The organism is Shewanella sp. ISTPL2 (genome assembly GCF_013283205.1).
GTDB classification, from domain to species: Bacteria; Pseudomonadota; Gammaproteobacteria; order Enterobacterales; family Shewanellaceae; genus Shewanella; species Shewanella oncorhynchi.
Window position 1 is genome coordinate 330,183 of sequence record NZ_JAAPAV010000001.1, and the last position, 18,610, is coordinate 348,792.

At 46.2% G+C, this 18,610-nt stretch carries 11 protein-coding genes; 5 read left to right on the plus strand and 6 right to left on the minus strand.

Annotated features, from left to right (window positions below):
• Positions 1-162 precede the first annotated feature (162 nt).
• Positions 163-2,205 carry a M13 family metallopeptidase gene (locus tag HUB64_RS01505; protein WP_173496217.1) on the plus strand — a complete coding sequence of 681 codons (2,043 nt, stop codon included), beginning with the start codon at positions 163-165 and terminating at the stop codon, positions 2,203-2,205.
• Between the two features lie 80 nt (positions 2,206-2,285).
• On the opposite strand, the gene HUB64_RS01510 is transcribed toward HUB64_RS01505, so the two are convergent.
• Positions 2,286-2,627, minus strand: a complete 342-nt coding sequence (locus HUB64_RS01510) for a DUF2845 domain-containing protein (protein WP_173496218.1) — start codon at positions 2,625-2,627, stop codon at positions 2,286-2,288.
• A 95-nt stretch (positions 2,628-2,722) separates the two neighbouring features.
• Positions 2,723-3,382, minus strand: coding sequence for a hexitol phosphatase HxpB (hxpB, locus tag HUB64_RS01515; RefSeq protein WP_173496219.1), 660 nt, complete (start codon positions 3,380-3,382; stop codon positions 2,723-2,725).
• 436 nt (positions 3,383-3,818) lie between these two features.
• Between hxpB and acnB the strand changes: the two genes are divergently transcribed.
• Positions 3,819-6,416 (plus strand): bifunctional aconitate hydratase 2/2-methylisocitrate dehydratase, encoded by a 2,598-nt coding sequence (acnB, locus tag HUB64_RS01520; RefSeq protein WP_173496220.1) that lies wholly within the window; start codon positions 3,819-3,821, stop codon positions 6,414-6,416.
• Positions 6,417-7,578: 1,162 nt separating this feature from the next.
• On the opposite strand, the gene rsd is transcribed toward acnB, so the two are convergent.
• A complete protein-coding gene (gene rsd, locus HUB64_RS01525) occupies positions 7,579-8,058 on the minus strand; it encodes a sigma D regulator (RefSeq protein WP_105250394.1) in 480 nt (159 codons plus the stop codon).
• Positions 8,059-8,515: 457 nt separating this feature from the next.
• Here rsd and hemE point away from each other — a divergent pair, with 457 nt between their 5' ends.
• The 3 genes from hemE to HUB64_RS01540 all read left to right on the plus strand — a co-directional run bounded on the left by hemE (position 8,516) and on the right by HUB64_RS01540 (position 13,455).
• Entirely contained in the window at positions 8,516-9,580 is a 1,065-nt protein-coding gene (hemE, locus tag HUB64_RS01530; RefSeq protein ID WP_006079904.1) for a uroporphyrinogen decarboxylase, read from the plus strand.
• A gap of 416 nt (positions 9,581-9,996) precedes the next feature.
• Complete coding sequence (locus HUB64_RS01535; protein WP_105250392.1) at positions 9,997-12,576, plus strand: bifunctional diguanylate cyclase/phosphodiesterase; 2,580 nt, start codon at positions 9,997-9,999, stop codon at positions 12,574-12,576.
• Between the two features lie 75 nt (positions 12,577-12,651).
• The gene (locus HUB64_RS01540; RefSeq protein WP_173496221.1) at positions 12,652-13,455 is read left to right on the plus strand and encodes an SDR family oxidoreductase; all 804 of its coding nucleotides are present in this window, start codon (positions 12,652-12,654) and stop codon (positions 13,453-13,455) included.
• A gap of 18 nt (positions 13,456-13,473) precedes the next feature.
• Here the strand turns inward: HUB64_RS01540 and HUB64_RS01545 are convergent, their stop codons facing one another.
• The 3 genes from HUB64_RS01545 to purD all read right to left on the minus strand — a co-directional run bounded on the left by HUB64_RS01545 (position 13,474) and on the right by purD (position 18,584).
• Positions 13,474-13,701: a hypothetical protein gene (locus tag HUB64_RS01545; protein ID WP_105250390.1), complete on the minus strand. Its 228-nt coding sequence runs from the start codon at positions 13,699-13,701 to the stop codon at positions 13,474-13,476.
• 170 nt (positions 13,702-13,871) lie between these two features.
• Complete coding sequence (locus tag HUB64_RS01550) at positions 13,872-17,108, minus strand: ImpA family metalloprotease (protein WP_173496222.1); 3,237 nt, start codon at positions 17,106-17,108, stop codon at positions 13,872-13,874.
• A 177-nt stretch (positions 17,109-17,285) separates the two neighbouring features.
• Positions 17,286-18,584 (minus strand): phosphoribosylamine--glycine ligase, encoded by a 1,299-nt coding sequence (gene purD / locus HUB64_RS01555; protein WP_173496223.1) that lies wholly within the window; start codon positions 18,582-18,584, stop codon positions 17,286-17,288.
• Positions 18,585-18,610: the final 26 nt, after the last annotated feature.

The window sequence follows — 18,610 nt, forward strand, 5'->3', positions numbered from 1 at the left end:
AAAACTATAAGCGTCATCCCTATGGAAGTTCTCTTGCCGAAATAGCTAAGAGTGTCGCTAAAGTGTCATATCCTTTTACAAAATCTTACTACTGTGAGGCGTGCCAAGATGCTAAGGTTTTGCGGGAAAAATAATAACTCTCAACGGAAGCTGGGGAAAACAATGAAGAAGATAAGCACACTGGCACTGAGTATCGCCTTGAGTTTAGGTTTAGCGGCTTGTAGTACTGAGCCTAAAACTGAAGCCGTCGCGGTGTCTGGCATTGAATTGCAAAACTTTGATGCCTCAGTTCGCCATCAAGATGATTTCTATTACAGCGTTAACGGAAAATGGTTGGCAAATACGCCTATTCCTGCTGACAAATCTAACTATGGCGCGTTTTCTGTGTTGTACGACCAAAGCCAAGATGCATTGAAGAAAATTATCGACGAAGCGGCCGCTAAAAAGAATCCTGCTGCAGGTTCGAATGAGCAGAAAATCGGTGATTTCAATGCCAGCTTCATGAATACCGATTTACTTGAAACCTTAGGTGTTACACCGCTTAAGCCATTGCTGGCCGATATCGCTGCCGCAAAAACGCACGCTGACTTACCCGCTGTTATGGGCAAATTACTGACGACGGGTTCTGGTATTCCTTTTGGTTTTTACGTCAATAATGACGCTAAAAACTCAACCCAGTATGCGGTGTATTTAAGCCAGTCGGGCCTTACGTTGCCTGACCGCGATTATTACCTAAAAGATGATCCTAAGTTTGCCGCTAATCGCCAAGCCATGGCCAAGTATGTGACAGACATACTGACCGAAGCGGGTTACAAGGACGCTAAACGCGCGGCTAAAAACGTCGCCGACATCGAAATGATGATCGCCAAAAGTCAGTGGAGCCGAGTCGAATCCCGTGATGCCAACAAGGCATACAACAAGTTAGATCGTGCTGAACTGCAAAAGTTAACCGGTCAATTCGATTTTAATGCCTTTGCTGCGAGTGCTGGCTTAGGCGATAAAGTGACTGAAGTGATCGTGCGTCAGCCCTCTTATTTTGAAAAACTCGGCGCCAGTTTCGAGACATTCCCAGTATCGGCTTGGCAGGATTATCTGGCGTTCCACTTAGTGGATAGCTACGCCGAGTTACTGAGTAAAAACTTTGTTGATTTGAACTTCGCCTTTAAGAGCAAAACCTTAATGGGTATCGAAGAGCAGCAGCCACGCTGGAAAAAAGCGGTTGATGGCGCCGACCAAGTGATTGGTGAGTTAGTGGGTGAAGAGTACGTTAAGCAATACTTCAAGCCAGAAGCTAAAGCGCGCATGGAAACCATGATCAAAAACTTGATCAAAGGTTTTGAAGTCAGCATTAATGAACTTGAGTGGATGACGCCAGAAACCAAAGTCGCCGCCCAAGAAAAACTGGCTAAATTTACTTACAAAATTGGCTATCCAGATAAATGGAAAGATTACTCAGGTTTAGATATTAAGGCTGACGAGTTAGTCGGTAACTACATGCGTTACGCTCAGTTTGAATATCAAGACATGATCAACAAGCTAGGCAAGCCAATTGATCGTACCGAATGGGGCATGACACCACAAACGGTGAATGCTTACTACAGCCCAGTGAAAAACGAAATTGTGTTCCCTGCTGCGATTCTGCAACCGCCATTCTTTAATATGGATGCCGATGATGCCGTTAACTACGGTGGTATAGGTGCAGTGATCGGCCATGAAATTAGCCATGGTTTTGATGACCAAGGCGCTAAATACGATGGTGATGGCAACCTGCGTGATTGGTGGTCAGATAAAGACAGAGAAGAGTTCCAAAAACGCGGTAAGCAGTTGTCTGCCCAATACTCAGGTTATGAGGCAATGCCCGGCAAGTTTGTTAATGGTGATTTGACCTTAGGGGAAAACATTGGCGACTTAGGTGGTTTAACCGTAGCGGCACGCTCGTATTTGATGAGCCTTAACGGCAAACCTGCACCTGTGCTCGATGGTTTAACGGGCGAGCAACGCTTCTTTGTGGGTTGGTCGCAAGTATGGCGCCGTAATTACCGTGATGAAGAACTGAGTCGTCGTTTGCTGACAGATCCGCATTCACCGAGCCATTATCGTGCCATGGGTACGCCACGTAACGTGGAAGCCTTCTATAAGGCCTTCGAGATGAAAGAAGGCGATAAAATGTATTTAACACCAGATGAGCGTGTGAAAATTTGGTAATACATTCAGTAGATTGAAATAAGAAAAGCCAGACAATGTCTGGCTTTTTTATTGATGACCATAATCTAGGATGCTGCCGATTAATGTCCGTAACCTAAGGATTCAATTTTTGTGACTTTATTATCAGTGGCATACAGGCGGCGCATTAAGCGTGTTGGTCCAAAGTCATAGGTCCATTCTTGATACTCAGTCGGCAACTTGCTGGGATCGATCACCCTGTCTCCTTTAGCGTTGAGATAAGTCGCGGGCAAACTGTATTCTCGAATATCACTGGGCGAGCCGCATTTATCCTGCACAGTCGTTAAAGTATCGCCCGTATTGATCACTTGTTGTTTACAGTGCATGGTCTCACCTGCACTAGCGGGTAAACAGGTGGACATGAGTATTAAACCCATGGGCAGTATTAAGGATAGGTACTTCACATTGCATTCCTTCTGGTGCATACACCATTCTGGCATTTATCCGTAGGGCAAAGACTAAGCTTATCCGCCCTGCAGAAACTCGGTGTGTTGTGACGTTATTTCGCCAAAATTGTTGCTAATGCCAACAAACTCTCGGCCTGATGATGGGCGATAATCCATTTAGCATCGCCTCTTTGTTCTGGCGCAGGGATCGCGACCGTTTGCATGTTGGCTGCTCTGGCGGCAATTAAGCCGTTAAAGGAATCTTCGATGGCAAGACAACAACGGGGATCAACATCTAACGCCTTAGCGCAATTCAAATAAACTTCTGGGTGGGGTTTGCCATAGGTGAGTCCCTCGGCCGATTGTACTGCCATAAATTTATCACTGAGTTCTAGCTTAGAAAGAACTGCCTCAATAATAGTGTAGAACGACGAGGTCGCTAAGCCGATTTTAAGGCCAAGCGCTTGGCAGTGATCAATCGCTTCGTGGACGCCCAGCATAGCTTCGCCGCTAACCAGAATTTCATTTGCAACTTTATCAACAATCGTTTGGCTGACCTTGGCATTATCATAGTGTGGCCAAGGTGCCTTGTGGTACCAATAATCGACGCATTGATCGATGCGTAAGCCTGTGGTTTGTTGAATCGTCTCTATCGTCACTGGCACGCCGAGTGCGGATAACACTTCATACTCGACTCGCTGCCATAGGGGTTCTGAATCGATTAAAACGCCATCCATATCAAAAATAACGGCTTGAATGCTAAGGGATGTCATTGGTACTCCGATGGACTAAGGAAATAACTGAGATATGCAGTAAATTAAGCCTGAGTGTAAGTTCTCGCACTGCATCTTAAAAGCCAAAATGCAGCAAGATGAGAAAAATTTATACCTATTTTTGCTCTGGGGCGCGGAAAATTGCTTGTTCGATTTAAAATTAATGAAACATTGTTAACTATTTGTAGTGTATGGTTTTTTGTCTGTTTTCAAACTATTGTCTAATTTCACTTGTTTTAATCTTCCCGTAAGTTGGCATTCGCCGCCGGATTTAGTCCTTATTTCGCTTTTTGCCGAGTGTGACCTGATTCATACTTTTGCAAAGCTGTAGTATACTGCAGGCCGGAAATACGGGTCGATCATGTCGGACTGTCAGCTTCAATTAAGAAGACGTGCAGTTTCGTTGTTAGAGCGCCAAACAAAGAGGAATGTTGCCGTGCTAGAAGCATATCGTAAACACGTCGCAGAACGTGCTGCAGAGGGCGTAGTCCCTAAGCCATTAGATGCACATCAAGTGGCTGAACTGGTTAAGTTAATTCAAAACCCACCCGCAGGTGAAGAGGCTTTCGTTCTCGACCTGCTTGAAAATCGAATTCCCCCAGGTGTTGATGAAGCCGCTTATGTTAAGGCTGCTTTTTTAGATGCGGTTGCCAAAGGCACTGAAAAATCACCGATTCTGTCTGCTGAGCGTGCTACTGAGTTATTAGGCACAATGCAAGGCGGCTACAACATCGAACCTCTGATCGCGCAGCTGGATAATCCAGCGTTAGCACCTTTAGCCGTTAAAGCGCTATCTCACACTCTGCTGATGTTTGATTCTTTCCACGATGTGGTTGAGAAGATGGAAGCGGGCAATGAGTTTGCTAAGCAAGTGGTTGAAGCGTGGGCGAATGCAGATTGGTATTTAAGCCGTCCAAAACTGGCCGACAAAGTCACTCTGACAGTATTTAAAGTTTCTGGTGAAACCAACACCGATGACTTGTCACCTGCACCCGATGCATGGTCACGTCCTGATATCCCATTGCACGCGTTAGCTATGCTGAAAAACGCCCGTGATGGTATCGAGCCTGATGTTGCTGGCGCCGTTGGCCCAGTGAAAAAAATCGAAGCATTAAAAGCACAAGGTCATCCATTAGTATATGTGGGTGACGTTGTGGGTACGGGTTCATCACGTAAATCTGCGACTAACTCAGTACTGTGGTTTATGGGCGATGATATTCCATTCGTACCCAACAAGCGCGCTGGTGGTTTCTGCCTTGGCGGTAAAATTGCACCGATTTTCTTCAACACTATGGAAGATGCGGGCGCACTGCCAATCGAGCTTGACGTAAACAAGATGGAAATGGGCGATGTGATTGACATCTACCCATACGCCGGTGTGGTTAAGCGTCACGATAGCGACGAAGTAATTTCAGAATTCAGCTTAAAAACGGAAGTCTTGTTAGACGAAGTTCGTGCTGGTGGTCGTATTCCATTGATCATCGGTCGTGGTTTAACTGACAAAGCCCGTGACGTATTAGGCTTAGGGTTATCTGACGTCTTTGTACGTTCTCAAGATGTCGCTGATACCGGTAAAGGTTATACACTTGCGCAGAAGATGGTCGGTAAAGCTTGTGGCGTAGCGGGTGTGCGTCCTGGTCAATACTGCGAACCTAAGATGACGTCTGTCGGTTCACAAGACACGACAGGTCCTATGACCCGTGATGAGCTGAAAGATTTAGCTTGTTTAGGTTTCAGTGCTGATTTGACTATGCAGTCATTCTGCCACACTGCGGCTTATCCAAAGCCAGTTGATGTGAACACACATCATACTCTGCCAGATTTCATCATGAATCGCGGCGGTGTATCACTGCGTCCAGGTGACGGTGTTATCCACTCATGGTTAAACCGTATGCTGCTACCAGATACCGTTGGTACGGGTGGTGACTCACATACGCGTTTCCCAATTGGTATTTCATTCCCAGCGGGTTCTGGCTTAGTAGCATTTGCTGCTGCGACTGGCGTTATGCCACTCGACATGCCTGAATCCGTATTAGTGCGCTTCAAGGGCAAAATGCAACCGGGTATCACACTGCGTGATCTGGTTCATGCTATCCCATTAAAAGCCATTGAACTGGGCATGCTGACCGTTGAGAAGAAAGGTAAAGTAAACATCTTCTCTGGTCGCGTACTGGAAATCGAAGGCTTAGAATCACTGAAAGTTGAACAAGCTTTCGAACTGTCTGATGCTTCAGCTGAGCGCTCTGCTGCCGGTTGTACCATCAAGTTAGACAAAGAACCTATCATTGAATACCTGAACTCAAACATTATCATGCTCAAGTGGATGATCGCTGAAGGTTATGGCGATCGTCGTACGATTGAACGTCGTATCAAAGGCATGCAAGAGTGGTTAGCCAATCCTGAGCTGATGAGCGCCGATAAAGATGCTGAGTACGCTGCAGTAATCGAAATCGACCTAAATGACATCAAAGAGCCAATCCTGTGTGCGCCAAACGATCCTGATGATGCCGTTTTACTGTCATCTGTTGCGCAAACTAAGATTGATGAAGTGTTCGTAGGTTCTTGTATGACCAACATCGGTCACTTCCGCGCAACCGGTAAGATGCTAGACAAGTTTGCTAAAACCCTGCCAACACGTCTGTGGATCGCACCACCGACTAAAATGGATAGAGATCAGCTGACTGAAGAAGGCTACTACGCGATTTTTGGTCGTGTAGGTGCGCGCATCGAGATCCCAGGTTGTTCACTGTGTATGGGTAACCAAGCACGTGTAGCAGAAGGTTCAACTGTGGTATCGACTTCTACCCGTAACTTCCCTAACCGTTTAGGTACAGGTGCTAACGTTTACTTAGCCTCTGCTGAACTGGCTGCGGTTGCTGCACTGTTAGGTCGTCTGCCGTCACCTGAAGAATATCAAGAATACGCTAAAGAGTTAGACGCAACTGCAGCTGACACATACCGTTATTTGAACTTCGATCAAATCGAGTCTTACACAAAAAAAGCATCGGAAGTGATCTTCCAGACTGCCGTGTAATCGATTGCCGTTAAGGTAATTTAATGTAAAAAGCCAGCGTAAGCTGGCTTTTTTGTGGGTTTGTTTTATTTCTACATCTATATGCACCAATGAACCCTATCATAGTCATGCCTTTAGTTCTTACATCACAAACTCGCTACTTACTAATGGTCATGCGTTGTCGTCATTAAAAAATCCAATTAAGCCGATCCGTCGGTCAATCTCGCACTTAGCCCCGTTTAACCTTCTTTTTAAAAGACGAAAGTCTTCTATTTTCATAACTACCAACAAATCATCTGATGGCTTTTGGCTATACATAATGCGAAACAGAGGCGAAGCCTTGACTGAGTTGTGGATAACTTTGGGGGTAAGTGGTGGGTATGATGTGGCTAGATTAGGTAATTGGAATTAACTGCATATTCCCTTAAAAAAGGGGTTGCACAAAATCTCCTGCTGCCTATAATGCGCATCCACTGATACGGCAGACAGCGTTAAGCAGCCTGGTGTGACAGTTCATTGATGAGTTTACTGATTGATGAGTGTTGAGAAAGTTTGTAAAAACTCCTTGACGCGAAACGGGAAATGCGTAGAATACGCAGCCCTAGCCAACTGGAAGCGTTCGACGCTCAGTGTGGTACTCACCTTCTCTTATGAGGCTGAGTTGCTCTTTANGTCCCGTCCGCTCCGCCAACATTAAGAGATAAGCCTCATCGAAAGATGAGGCTTTTTTCGTTATGGCGTCGCGGATAATTCGTGTCAGTGACGCTAATGCTTCGGGCTCGAAGCACATGGTTATCCTCATACTCGGCTATCATGTAGATGACATCCTTACCAGAATATGAATTTTTTGTTTTAAAGCTAAACCTATTCTATTAATTAGCAAAGTTTATCCATTCCCGAAAGCACAACTGAGTCATCTTCTGTGGCTCCTCAAGACATTAATGCTATCGAGCATTACATAACAATATCGCCATACCTATTGAAACAACGATTTGCCAATGTGTGCTGCCTCGGCCATGACTACATCTGCTCTATCGGATTCAATTTGATTCAAACGGTTGCTGTCTGATGGCACTAGGACGTGTTCCTGTAGTTGCCCAAAGCCATGCTACTTCATTTTCAAAACGATTGAGGGAAGGATAGATAAGCGCACAGATGCAGCAAGGTGCGCTTAGGAAGGGGGCTACTGGTTGTGCTCAGAATGTTTGCGATGGAGAACTTCAAGTAGTTCATCTTCGAGTTCGAAGCGTGTTTCCATGTTATGGGCGAGCTCAGATAGGTCTTTATCGAGTTGATATAATACGAAATCGTCTTGTGTTTCCGCATATTTATCGTTGAAATCTAATGCTGCATTCGTGGTTGGCGTTATCTTGGGCAATACTTGTTGCGCGAGCGTTTTGCTTGATTCGCCATATTCACTGCAGGCATTAACGACTTTATCATAGACCTCGAAATGTCCTTCGGACACATAGTCAACTAATAAGTCACAGAAAGATTTAACATGTTCGAACGAGGGAAGCGATTTTTCTGATTTACCGTAAGGAGGAAGCCCAGCAATTTGGCAGTAATGCACTAACAGTTTTCGACGGTTTTTTAGCCATTGATCAATAAGCTTATTTGAACCGCCCCACTTCTGTTCTGCTTTTTCGAGTTCTCTCAGCATGATGCATTCCATTTAAGTGCCAGCACATAACTCTAATGTAGGGACAAGTTGCTAATCGATCAACTCTTTTCATGCGAATTTGCGAGAATGACGAAATGGACAAACCAGCTGTTTCGTATCGAAAAATGCAAATAAAAAGCCCAACGATAGAAACCTATCGTTGGGCGAGTAAAGTTTATAGCAGGCTCGATGCGACGAGCTTCTTGATTGTTCTTGCTAGCGCAGACTTTTTATACCAAAGGCGGGGAACCGGCGCAACTTTTTTCTGTCTGAGTGTGACTTCGTTACGAATAAATGAGCAGTATGTTAGCTGGCTAACATTTTCCGGTTTATGCGGTCAAATCGACGCCAATGATGGGGAATAGCTCACATAAATTTGCACATAAAGGTTACATTATTCGCGTAAATGCTAAACTACCGACCCAGCGGATCTCAATAAGACTAGGAACCAAGCCCAATGGCAGAATTAAAGAATGATCGTTATTTACGCGCCCTACTAAAAGAGCCTGTCGATGTGACCCCTGTGTGGATGATGCGTCAAGCTGGCCGTTATCTTCCTGAATATAAAGCCACTCGCGCTCAAGCGGGTGACTTCATGTCTTTGTGTAAAAATCATGAGCTTGCCTGTGAAGTCACGCTGCAACCTTTACGTCGTTATGATCTTGATGCGGCGATTTTGTTTTCCGATATTCTAACAGTGCCCGATGCTATGGGTTTAGGTTTGTATTTTGAGGCGGGTGAAGGCCCACGTTTCGAACGCCCAACAGACACTATCGATGCGATCAAAAAGCTCTCAATTCCAGATCCAGAAGATGAGCTGGGTTATGTGATGAAAGCCGTTAGCACTATTCGCCGTGAACTGAATGGTGCAGTGCCGTTAATTGGCTTTTCTGGTTCACCTTGGACCTTAGCGACTTACATGGTTGAAGGTGGTTCGAGCAAAACCTTCGAAAAAATTAAGAAGATGGCTTACGCTGAGCCAATGGCATTACACATGCTGTTAGATAAATTAGCCGATTCAGTGATCTTATACCTGAATGCTCAAGTTGCTAACGGTGCGCAATCTTTGATGATATTTGACTCATGGGGCGGCGCGTTATCGCACTCTGCTTACCGTGAGTTCTCTTTGCGTTATATGCAGAAGATTATTGATGGTCTGACACGCTTTGCCGATGGCCGTAAAGTGCCAGTGACGCTGTTTACTAAAGGCGGTGGTTTGTGGCTAGAAGCGATGGCAGAAACTGGCTGTGATGCACTAGGTTTGGATTGGACGGTAGACATTGCCGATGCCCGTCGTCGTGTAGGCCATAAAGTGGCATTGCAAGGCAACATGGACCCATCTATGTTGTATGCGCCAATTCCACGTATCGAAGAGGAAGTTGGTCATATTTTAGCGGGTTATGGTGAAGGTACTGGCCATGTATTTAACCTAGGCCATGGTATTCATCAGCATGTCGATCCAGAACATGCTGGCGCCTTTATCAAGGCGGTTCATGCGCAATCAAAGCAATACCATAAATAATTTTTGGTTTGCGAAACAGGCCCGCTTGCGGGCCTGTTTTATATCCGACATTTGAATTTGATAGCGTTGGAGCTTCTGGCGAAGGTATCTTTATGGATTAGCGTATGCGGTGGTTTCTATCGTCTGCGAGCTTAATGAGTCTTACTTTTAAACAACGACTTGAATTCCCTATATTCACATACTGATTATGTGTGAATTATCTTGATAAAAAAGTAAAACTTATAATCGTTTAATTTATAAATTTTAATTTAAATCAAAGGTATAAAATTGATTTAATTGCATGAAAATGTCTACTTTAGCAACGACTAAAGCGAAGTGATGTTTAATACTATTCGCAAATAAGATATGTTGCATGGCGCAGTGAAGGATTATGCAAGGCCGTCAATCAATTTAGTCATAACAAGCCGTGGTAAGAGATGCACATTGGCAAGAAAATAATGGTATTTATTGCGGGCTTTTGTCTCCCTGCGGTGGTAATTGTCTCCTATTGTCTTGGTTATTGGTACGACCATCGCGTCGAGCTATTACGTCAAGATAGTGCTAACCGTGAGCTTGCCAATATCCAGCAGCAGTTTCAAATTGATGTAGATCGCTTAACCTTTCTCACTAATATCTATGCCTTACCTTTGTCTCAATTAGATGAAGACCAACTTAAAAAGCTTGAATCCTCGTGGCGCGATAGCTCAATGTCAGCCAATCTGAGTTGGTATATTCTACGGCAGGGTGAATTGCACCCTTTTTTTCCCAATGAACGTCCCTTTGAGAATGATAAGTTACGAGAAATCGCCAATGCTATTGTCAGTGCCGATAAGCCCAGTGTTGCTGGCGCTTATTTGATGGGCAAGTATGCTTATGTCGTTACTTCCGTGGCTTCTGCGCCCAATGAATCTGTGCTGCTGGTACGCCAACTGACTGATAAAGACTTACTGGAATATGCTCAGGCCTTATTGGTGACTAAGGTGAGCATGAGCCATTCTCGCGAAGTTACGCCAACAGTTGATGGTGTGCACAGTGACGCGATTAACATTCCAAGTCTGTTAAAAGATAAGCCTGTCTACCTGCAAGTACTGTTTTCCGATGGTCCCTTTAGAGAGGTTAAATTTCAACTTGATTGGGTATCGCTCGGATTTATTCTCTTTGGTGTGTTTATTGTTGGTCTTGGTTATATTTGGCTGCGTTCGGGCTTACTCAAACCCTTTAAAAATCTGATGCATCAATTGGCGCTGGTCGATCCTATGTCCAGTGTCTATCAACCCGTTACAAGCGAGGGTAATGAAGAATTAGAAGTGCTCGCCAGCCGTGTTAATAGCTTGCTGGCAAGAATTTATCAGCAAAAAGAACGCGCGAAAATCACCTTAGAATCCATTGCTGAAGCGGTGATTTTGACCGATGTCGATGCCAACGTGATTTATATGAATCCGCGGGCCGAGTTGCTTCTCGATGTTGCTAGTTGCTATGCCATAGGTCAGAGCCTTGCGAGTCTGTTAAAGGCTGGGGAGCAGTTGAATCAGGCGGTTTTTACCTGCATTCGTCTCGAAGAATCAGCGCCGCAGGTCGAGAAAATCAAGCTATTAACTGCTTCGCCTCGGATTATGGAGCGCAGTATCAGCAATCTGCGCAATCACGATAAAGAAATTGTTGGAACTGTCGTGGTATTGCGGGATATCACTCAAGAAGAGTTGCTTAAACACCAGCTACAAAAAAGGGCAAATTTCGATAGCATTACAGGGCTGCTAAACCGTCAGGCATTTGATGAGCAGTTACCCCAATTTGCCGCTTCAGCCAAAACTATCGCCGTTTGTTACCTCGATTTGGAGCAATTCAAGTTGATTAACGACAGCTGTGGCCATACTGCAGGAGATCGTATGCTTGCTATGGTGGCTAAGGCAATGCAGGCTTGTCTTGGGCCACAGGAGCTATTGGCGCGCCTTGGTGGCGATGAGTTTGGTTTAGTGATTTGTAATCGTAGTGCCTTATCTGTGGCGCAATTACTGAAGCAAATGATCGCGCAAGTCTCCATGCAAGTGTTGAACGATAAAAACTGTAATTATAAAGTTGGCCTCAGCATAGGTGTTGCCTTTGGCCGAGCCCCCTATATTGATGCACAAGAGTTATTAAAAGACGCTGATATCGCCTGCATTGCCGCTAAAGCTAAGGGGGCTAATCAAATTCATTTTTACGATGATAAAGATAAAGAGCTCACCTACCAAAGAAATGCGCCTAAATGGGCGGTACGTATTGCGCAAGCGATTGAAGAAAACGAGTTGATCCTGTATTACCAACCGATCCGCGGACTAGGCAGTGGTCCGCAGCGACAACGAATGGAAATTCTGTTACGAATTCAAGAGCCCTGTGGCCGCATTTTGGCGCCAGCGCAGTTTATAGCCGCCGCTGAACGTTTTAAGTTGATGCCAGATATCGATAAAGAAGTCATCCGCAAAGCTTTTTTATGGTTGTCTTTGAACCCCGTGCTTTGGCCTGATCATTGTATTTCGATTAACCTTTCGGGCAATAGTTTAGGCGCCGAAGGTATGGTGGAATATATCGCCCAGCAGCAACACATTTTTGATATTCCAAGCCAATGTATTTGTTTTGAAATTACTGAAACCACCGCGATCCAAAATCGCAATCGTGGTATGGAAATGTTAAAGCAGTTACGTAAACTCGGTTTTTCATTTGCACTGGATGATTTTGGCAGTGGTTTTGCCTCTTATGGCTATCTGCGTGAGCTGCCGGTGGATTATGTCAAAATCGACGGCTGTTTTATTAAGAATCTCGCCGTGAATGCTAAAGACTACGCCATCGTTAAATCGATTCAGGATGTTTGTCGGGTTATGGGAATCGAGACTGTTGCTGAATTTGTTGAGAATCAGGATATTATTGACAGATTGTTGAGCATAGGCATTAACTATGCGCAAGGTTATGCGATAGGGCGCCCGCAACCCTTAGCTAATTATCGTGAGCAATATGAGATGAGGCTTGCACAACGCGCGTGAAGGATTGCGCTTTTAGCGTGATTATGCCAATTTAGCAAAAGGCGTAATTAACATAGCGATAACAAAGGAATGACTATGGATGGACTCACTGGCAAGGTCGTGATCATCACGGGTGCCTCAGAAGGTATTGGTCGGGCGCTCGCAGTGGCAATGGCGCGAATGGGCTGCCAACTGGTGCTCAGTGCGCGTAATGAAACACGTCTCGCCTCACTCGCTTTAGAAATCGCTAATTATGGTCCGCCTCCTTTTGTATTTGCCGCCGATGTCTCCAGCCCAGAACAGTGTGAAGCCTTAGTTGAAGCTGCAGTTGCGCATTATGGCCATCTCGATATTTTGATTAACAATGCAGGCATGACTATGTGGTCACGTTTTGATGAACTGACTCAGCTCTCAGTGCTTGAAGACATAATGCGGGTGAATTATCTTGGTCCTGCGTATTTAACCCATACCGCGTTACCGCACTTGAAAGCCAGTAAAGGCCAAGTGGTGGTTGTGGCGTCAGTAGCTGGATTAACGGGCGTTCCTACTCGCAGCGGTTATGCCGCTTCTAAACATGCTGTGATTGGTTTTTTCGATTCTTTGCGGATTGAATTAGTGGATGATAATGTGGCCGTAACTGTTATTTGCCCCGATTTTGTGGTGTCACAAATTCACAAACGTGCCCTCGATGGTGCTGGTAATTCTTTAGGCAAATCTCCGATGCAGGAAGCTAAGATACTGACGGCTGAGCAATGCGCTAATATGATGTTGCCAGTGATTGCAACTCGAGGCCGTCAACTGATTACTTCACTTCGCGGTCGTTTGGGGCGTTGGCTTAAGCTGATCGCACCAGGCTTAATCGACAAAATTGCCCGCAGGGCGATCGCCTCCGGGCACTAAAGTCTTTGCCACTACAAGCTATTTGCCACTCTTATTGAGGTGCTTAATGATTGATTGTTCTGCCTCACTTTGGGTCGCTTTGTCCCCATCGATATCGATAGTCACAGTCGCGTTATGGCCCGTCATATCCTCTGCAATATGAAACCAATCTGGATGCCAGTAAAAGCTGGCTCCTTCTAGGGTTTGCCAGTTATGTACGCCTGATTTTTCACCTTGATAAATAAGATCTTTTATCGAATAACCCATATATTTACCCCATTAATTTCATGATTGTTAAAAATATAAGAAGCTAAATGGTGCACGTCATCTTAACCTAGGTGTGTGCTTTACATCACATTTTCAGGTAAACATAAACCCCGCCAGAGCGAGGTTTATGAATAGCGTTAGTATCTTAGCGAGATTAAGGTTTAGCACACTTATGGTTTGGTGCACTGGGTTGGCGAACCCACACCTTTCCACTGTGTAGTGCCATCAGTGAGTGACAGGGGCACAAAGGTTAAACCTTGGCTCATATTGGCGGGTGGCAAGTCGGTTTCTAACTCATACATGCCCATGGGGATAGCCCCTGATGTGGCATTGGCGGCTGTTTGTGCGGCCGCAAGGCTTGAGTAGTGCAGGCCTAACATATCGAAATGGCTGCGCCAATCTTTGCCTGTGAGCTGACTCAAAGACACCAGCATAAAGTCGTTGCCCGGAATATCTTTCACCGTTTTGCCACCGTAGACACTATTGCCTTCAAACGAAAATTGGCTAAAGCCCAGTTTGCTACGATTCGCTTCCCAATCACTGGCGTTATTCGCATATTTACCGAAAATACGACTGTGTTGATACAGCAAGGTAAAGAGATTAAAGCCATTGTTCAGAGTGGTGCCGTCACTGAGTGTCATGCCGTGAGCCTTAAGCGCCATTTGGATGTAAAACGCCATGCGATAACCGTTATGGACAGCATAAGCATTGCTGGCCCAAGGCGCAGTGTATCTGTCTTCACCAGCATCGAGCACCTTACAATTGGCGCCAAACACTACGCGTTTACCACTGGTGTTTGTTGTACCTGCGGCATCGGACATAAACACATAAAAGAGATCCTTGTGGTTCATGTGACCATCGGTCACTGTGCCTGTATTGCCGTCGCGCAGATAATGGGTTTTCCACTTCACCACATAGGGGAAGATATTGTTGGAGTTTTCCCCTGCGCGGCTGCCATAACCTGCCCAGTTATCATGATCACTTGCCGCAGCATATTGCACATTGAGACGGTTAGTTTGCAGATTGTGGCCTAACTCATGGTTATCACCCCAACCCGGTGGGTCGATATTCCATGCTGCGTCCCAAGGGTTACCGCTACAACCTCCACCGCACTGGGCATTTTGGTCATAATTCGCGTGTTGAATGATAGTGCGGGTATGCAGACTATTATCGATACAGTCGTCGCCAAACAGTCCTTTGCAGGCCGCTAGTACATCGGCAGGTAAGGATTCACTTAAGCTCTTGCCTTGGATCTTAAGCCCCGCAAGGGTGTAAACGCTGTTGATATGGTCATCGACAATACTTTTGAGTAGCGCGTTTACATCGGGTACATCCCCGCCGATGGCGTTTAAAAAGCGGTCGCGACGCAGATGCTGCTCGGCACCATCGGTACGTAAGTCCACATGGGGTAATTCGGTATTTTGGATGCGATCGTTAAAGGCTGCTATTTCTGCAGGGTTTGAAAAATCCATAATGGTCGGATGTTTAGCCACATGCTCAGCGTTGACTTCGACACTTAACGCGCCGCCATCAGTACTCGAAGTATCACCACTGATATACAGATAAATCGGCCCGCCGTAGGGGGAAGAAAATTCAAGACTTTGTCCTTGAGCTAAGCGCAGGCGTTGCTGCGCCAACTCCAATGGACCGCGGTAGATTTTCTGCTCATAGGCACGGTTGGTATTGCGTCTGTGGTAGTTGAGTTTTATCTCCACATTTGCAGCGCTGCTATCGAGACGAGTCAGTTTAATGGTTTGTCCTGGCAGCGCATACCAGCCTGTGGTCGTCCATTGGCCTGCATAGGGTACGCTAATGGTTTTATGTTCTGTGACAGTCGCAGGATAAGTGTAGTGCGCATTGCTGCCCTTGCTGAGGTTAGCTCTGTCGGTAACATATTCACCTAAATCTGGCTGGGCTAAGTTATGGACGCGGGTATAGCTGACAGTCCAATCGGCAAACAGGGCCTGCTGCCACTGGGCGTATTCGCTGTAGGCTATGGGGTAGTCAATCTCGCTGCGATACTTATCGGCGAGCAGCAGTCCGGCCTTCATCAAGGGGAAGTCTGCTTTGGTAAACACATCGATAGCATGGTTATCTAAGGTTTCAGCATTGGCTCGATACCAATCGGCACCCGCCTTGAATGAGTCAACAAAGGCGGCAGCATTACAGCTCAAGTAATTACCGCCACAGTCGTTGAGTACTGAGGTGTCGAAGCGGCCTTCGTTAAGCTTACCGAGCAAATTATTCACTTTGGCCAGGGCGGTGTCTTCGACCAAAATATCGGTCACACTGAGGTTATTGGCATTGAGTTTTGACCAGTAATTGCCAGAGGTAGAAAGCCCCATCTCAAGGTAAAGTGGCGACAGTATTGGGCTTTCATTACGCCAGTAGTTAGAGAGCAACAAGGGAATTCCTGCCGCTTTGGCCTTAGCGATCGCGGCTTTTATGCCTGCAAAACCGAGTGACTGACGGTCTATGTCACTAATGATAATCAGATCCGGTTTCAGTGTGTTGATACAGTTGCTTAACTCGCTGTAGTCACAGGTATTTGCTGTATTAATGCTATGGGCTGCGGGGTAGTTGTTTGTGAGCCAAGTGCGGATCCCTTCATTATGGGGAAAGTACCAACTGTCAGCCTTGCTCGGCATTTGGGCGGTCACTATGCTGAGGCCGTCGGTTTTATCGGCACCTTTGGTCAGCCAGCCTAAAAGATTTTTCAATAAAGTATCAGTTTGCGCCGAAGTGTTGACGGAAAACAGATTCCCCGCCATGGCCGCATATCTTTGCCCCTGTTGCTCGCCCGCCATCACTAACCCACGAACGGCGCTTGCCCCACTGCCATCGACATTTGATGGCAAGATAGTAAAAGTGTTCTCCGGCATAAAGCTCGAAAAGGTAATTGAGTCATGGGTTGGATGCCAAGAGATGCTGCTACCGACACCTTGATATAGCTGATTTATCTGGGCTTTACGTTTGATGTCGATATTAGCGAGTTCGGCGATGCTGAAATCAATTAACTCACTCGCACTGGCAAGCCTGTGGTCTTGGTGCTTAATGGCATTTTCGGCATTACTGATAAATGTCGGCGTGATAGAGCAATCGGCCGTCATGGCCGCGGTGGTGTAAGTCAGCACATTGAGCGTGCCACCACAGCCAGTAATGCCCTCAAGCGTAAAGCTGGTATCGGCAGTAATGCTAAAAATAGCGCTTTTGCCAGACTCCACTTTTTGGCTGCTTGGACTCAGTGCGCCACCTATTACCGATAGGCTGTTGGCGGTGTATTGTACCAGCGCGGGAGGTTGGACTGGCGGCTGAGTGGGTGGTGTTGTCGTGCCAGCATCTTCTGAGCCGCCACCGCATCCGCTAAGCAGTATGGCAATGGAGGCATAAAGTAGTCTAATCCTCATGGGGAGTCCTTGATCTTTGTGTATTTAACATTTGGTTGACATTGTATCTTGTTGCTCCTGTTTTCAATAGAATTAATTATATAATTTTATTGAAAATCATGATGTTATATTTGACGCTTGTCAAAAAACAGGCACAAAAAAACCGGCTTCTTGCCGGTTTTTTAATAGAGATATTAATTAATCTTGCTGTTCACGTGCGATTGCGCGATAACCAATATCGGTACGGAAATACACATCATCCCAGTGAATTTCATCAACCAATTTATAGGCGGCTTTTTGCGCTTCGGTGACTGTGTTACCCAGTGCCGTCGCACACAATACGCGACCGCCGTTGGTAACGACGTGGCCGTTTTTCATCTCAGTGCCCGCATGGAAAACTTTGCCGTCGTTATCGCCAAGGCTGAGACCGTCGATGACATCAAATTTGCGATACTCATCTGGGTAACCGCCAGCAGCCAATACCACGCCCACGGCTGCGCGCTCGTCGTATTCGGCGGTCACTTTATCGAGTTCGCCACGGGTGGCGGCTAAACAAAGTTCCACTAAGTCAGACTTTAACCGCATCATAATCGGCTGGGTTTCTGGATCGCCAAAGCGGCAGTTGTACTCGAGCACTTTGGCACTGCCATCGGGGGCAATCATTAGACCTGCATAGAGGAAGCCTGTATAGATATTGCCTTCTGCCGCCATACCATCCACGGTTGGGCGAATGACGTTTGCCACAGTCCAATCGTGTACCGCTTGAGTCACCACAGGTGCTGGCGAGTAAGCGCCCATGCCGCCAGTATTTGGACCATAGTCGCCGTTATCACGGGCTTTATGGTCTTGGCTGGTTGCCATTGGCAGAATGTTTTTACCATCTACCATCACGATAAAGCTGGCTTCTTCGCCCTTGAGAAACTCTTCAATCACTACGCGCGAACCCGCTTCGCCAAACTTGTTACCGGCGAGCATGTCATCAATTGCGGCATCGGCTTCAGCTTGGTCTTGCGCGATAATCACGCCTTTACCTGCGGCTAAACCGTCAGCTTTGATGACCACTGGATAACCCGTTGTGGCCGTTAATTCACGCACGAAGGCTTTAGCGTCGCTGATTTCAGTGCAGTTTTTGTAACCCGCAGTTGGAATATTGTGGCGGGCTAAAAAGTCTTTAGTGAAGGCTTTTGAACCTTCGAGTTGGGCTGCGGCTTTAGTAGGGCCAAAAATCGCTAAACCTGCGGCGTTGAAGGCATCGACGACACCGATAACGAGTGGTGCTTCTGGGCCGACTATGGTCAGTTCAATCTTATTGGTTTTCGCAAAATCGAGCAGAGCAGGGATGTCGGTGGCGCTGATCGCCAGATTTTCAACATTAGGTTCTAGGGCTGTGCCCGCATTGCCGGGTGCTACATAAACGGTATCAACTTGAGCCGATTGAGCGGCTTTCCAAGCTAGGGCATGTTCGCGGCCGCCGCCACCAATGATTAACACTTTCATGGTTAAAACTCCCACACATCGCAAAG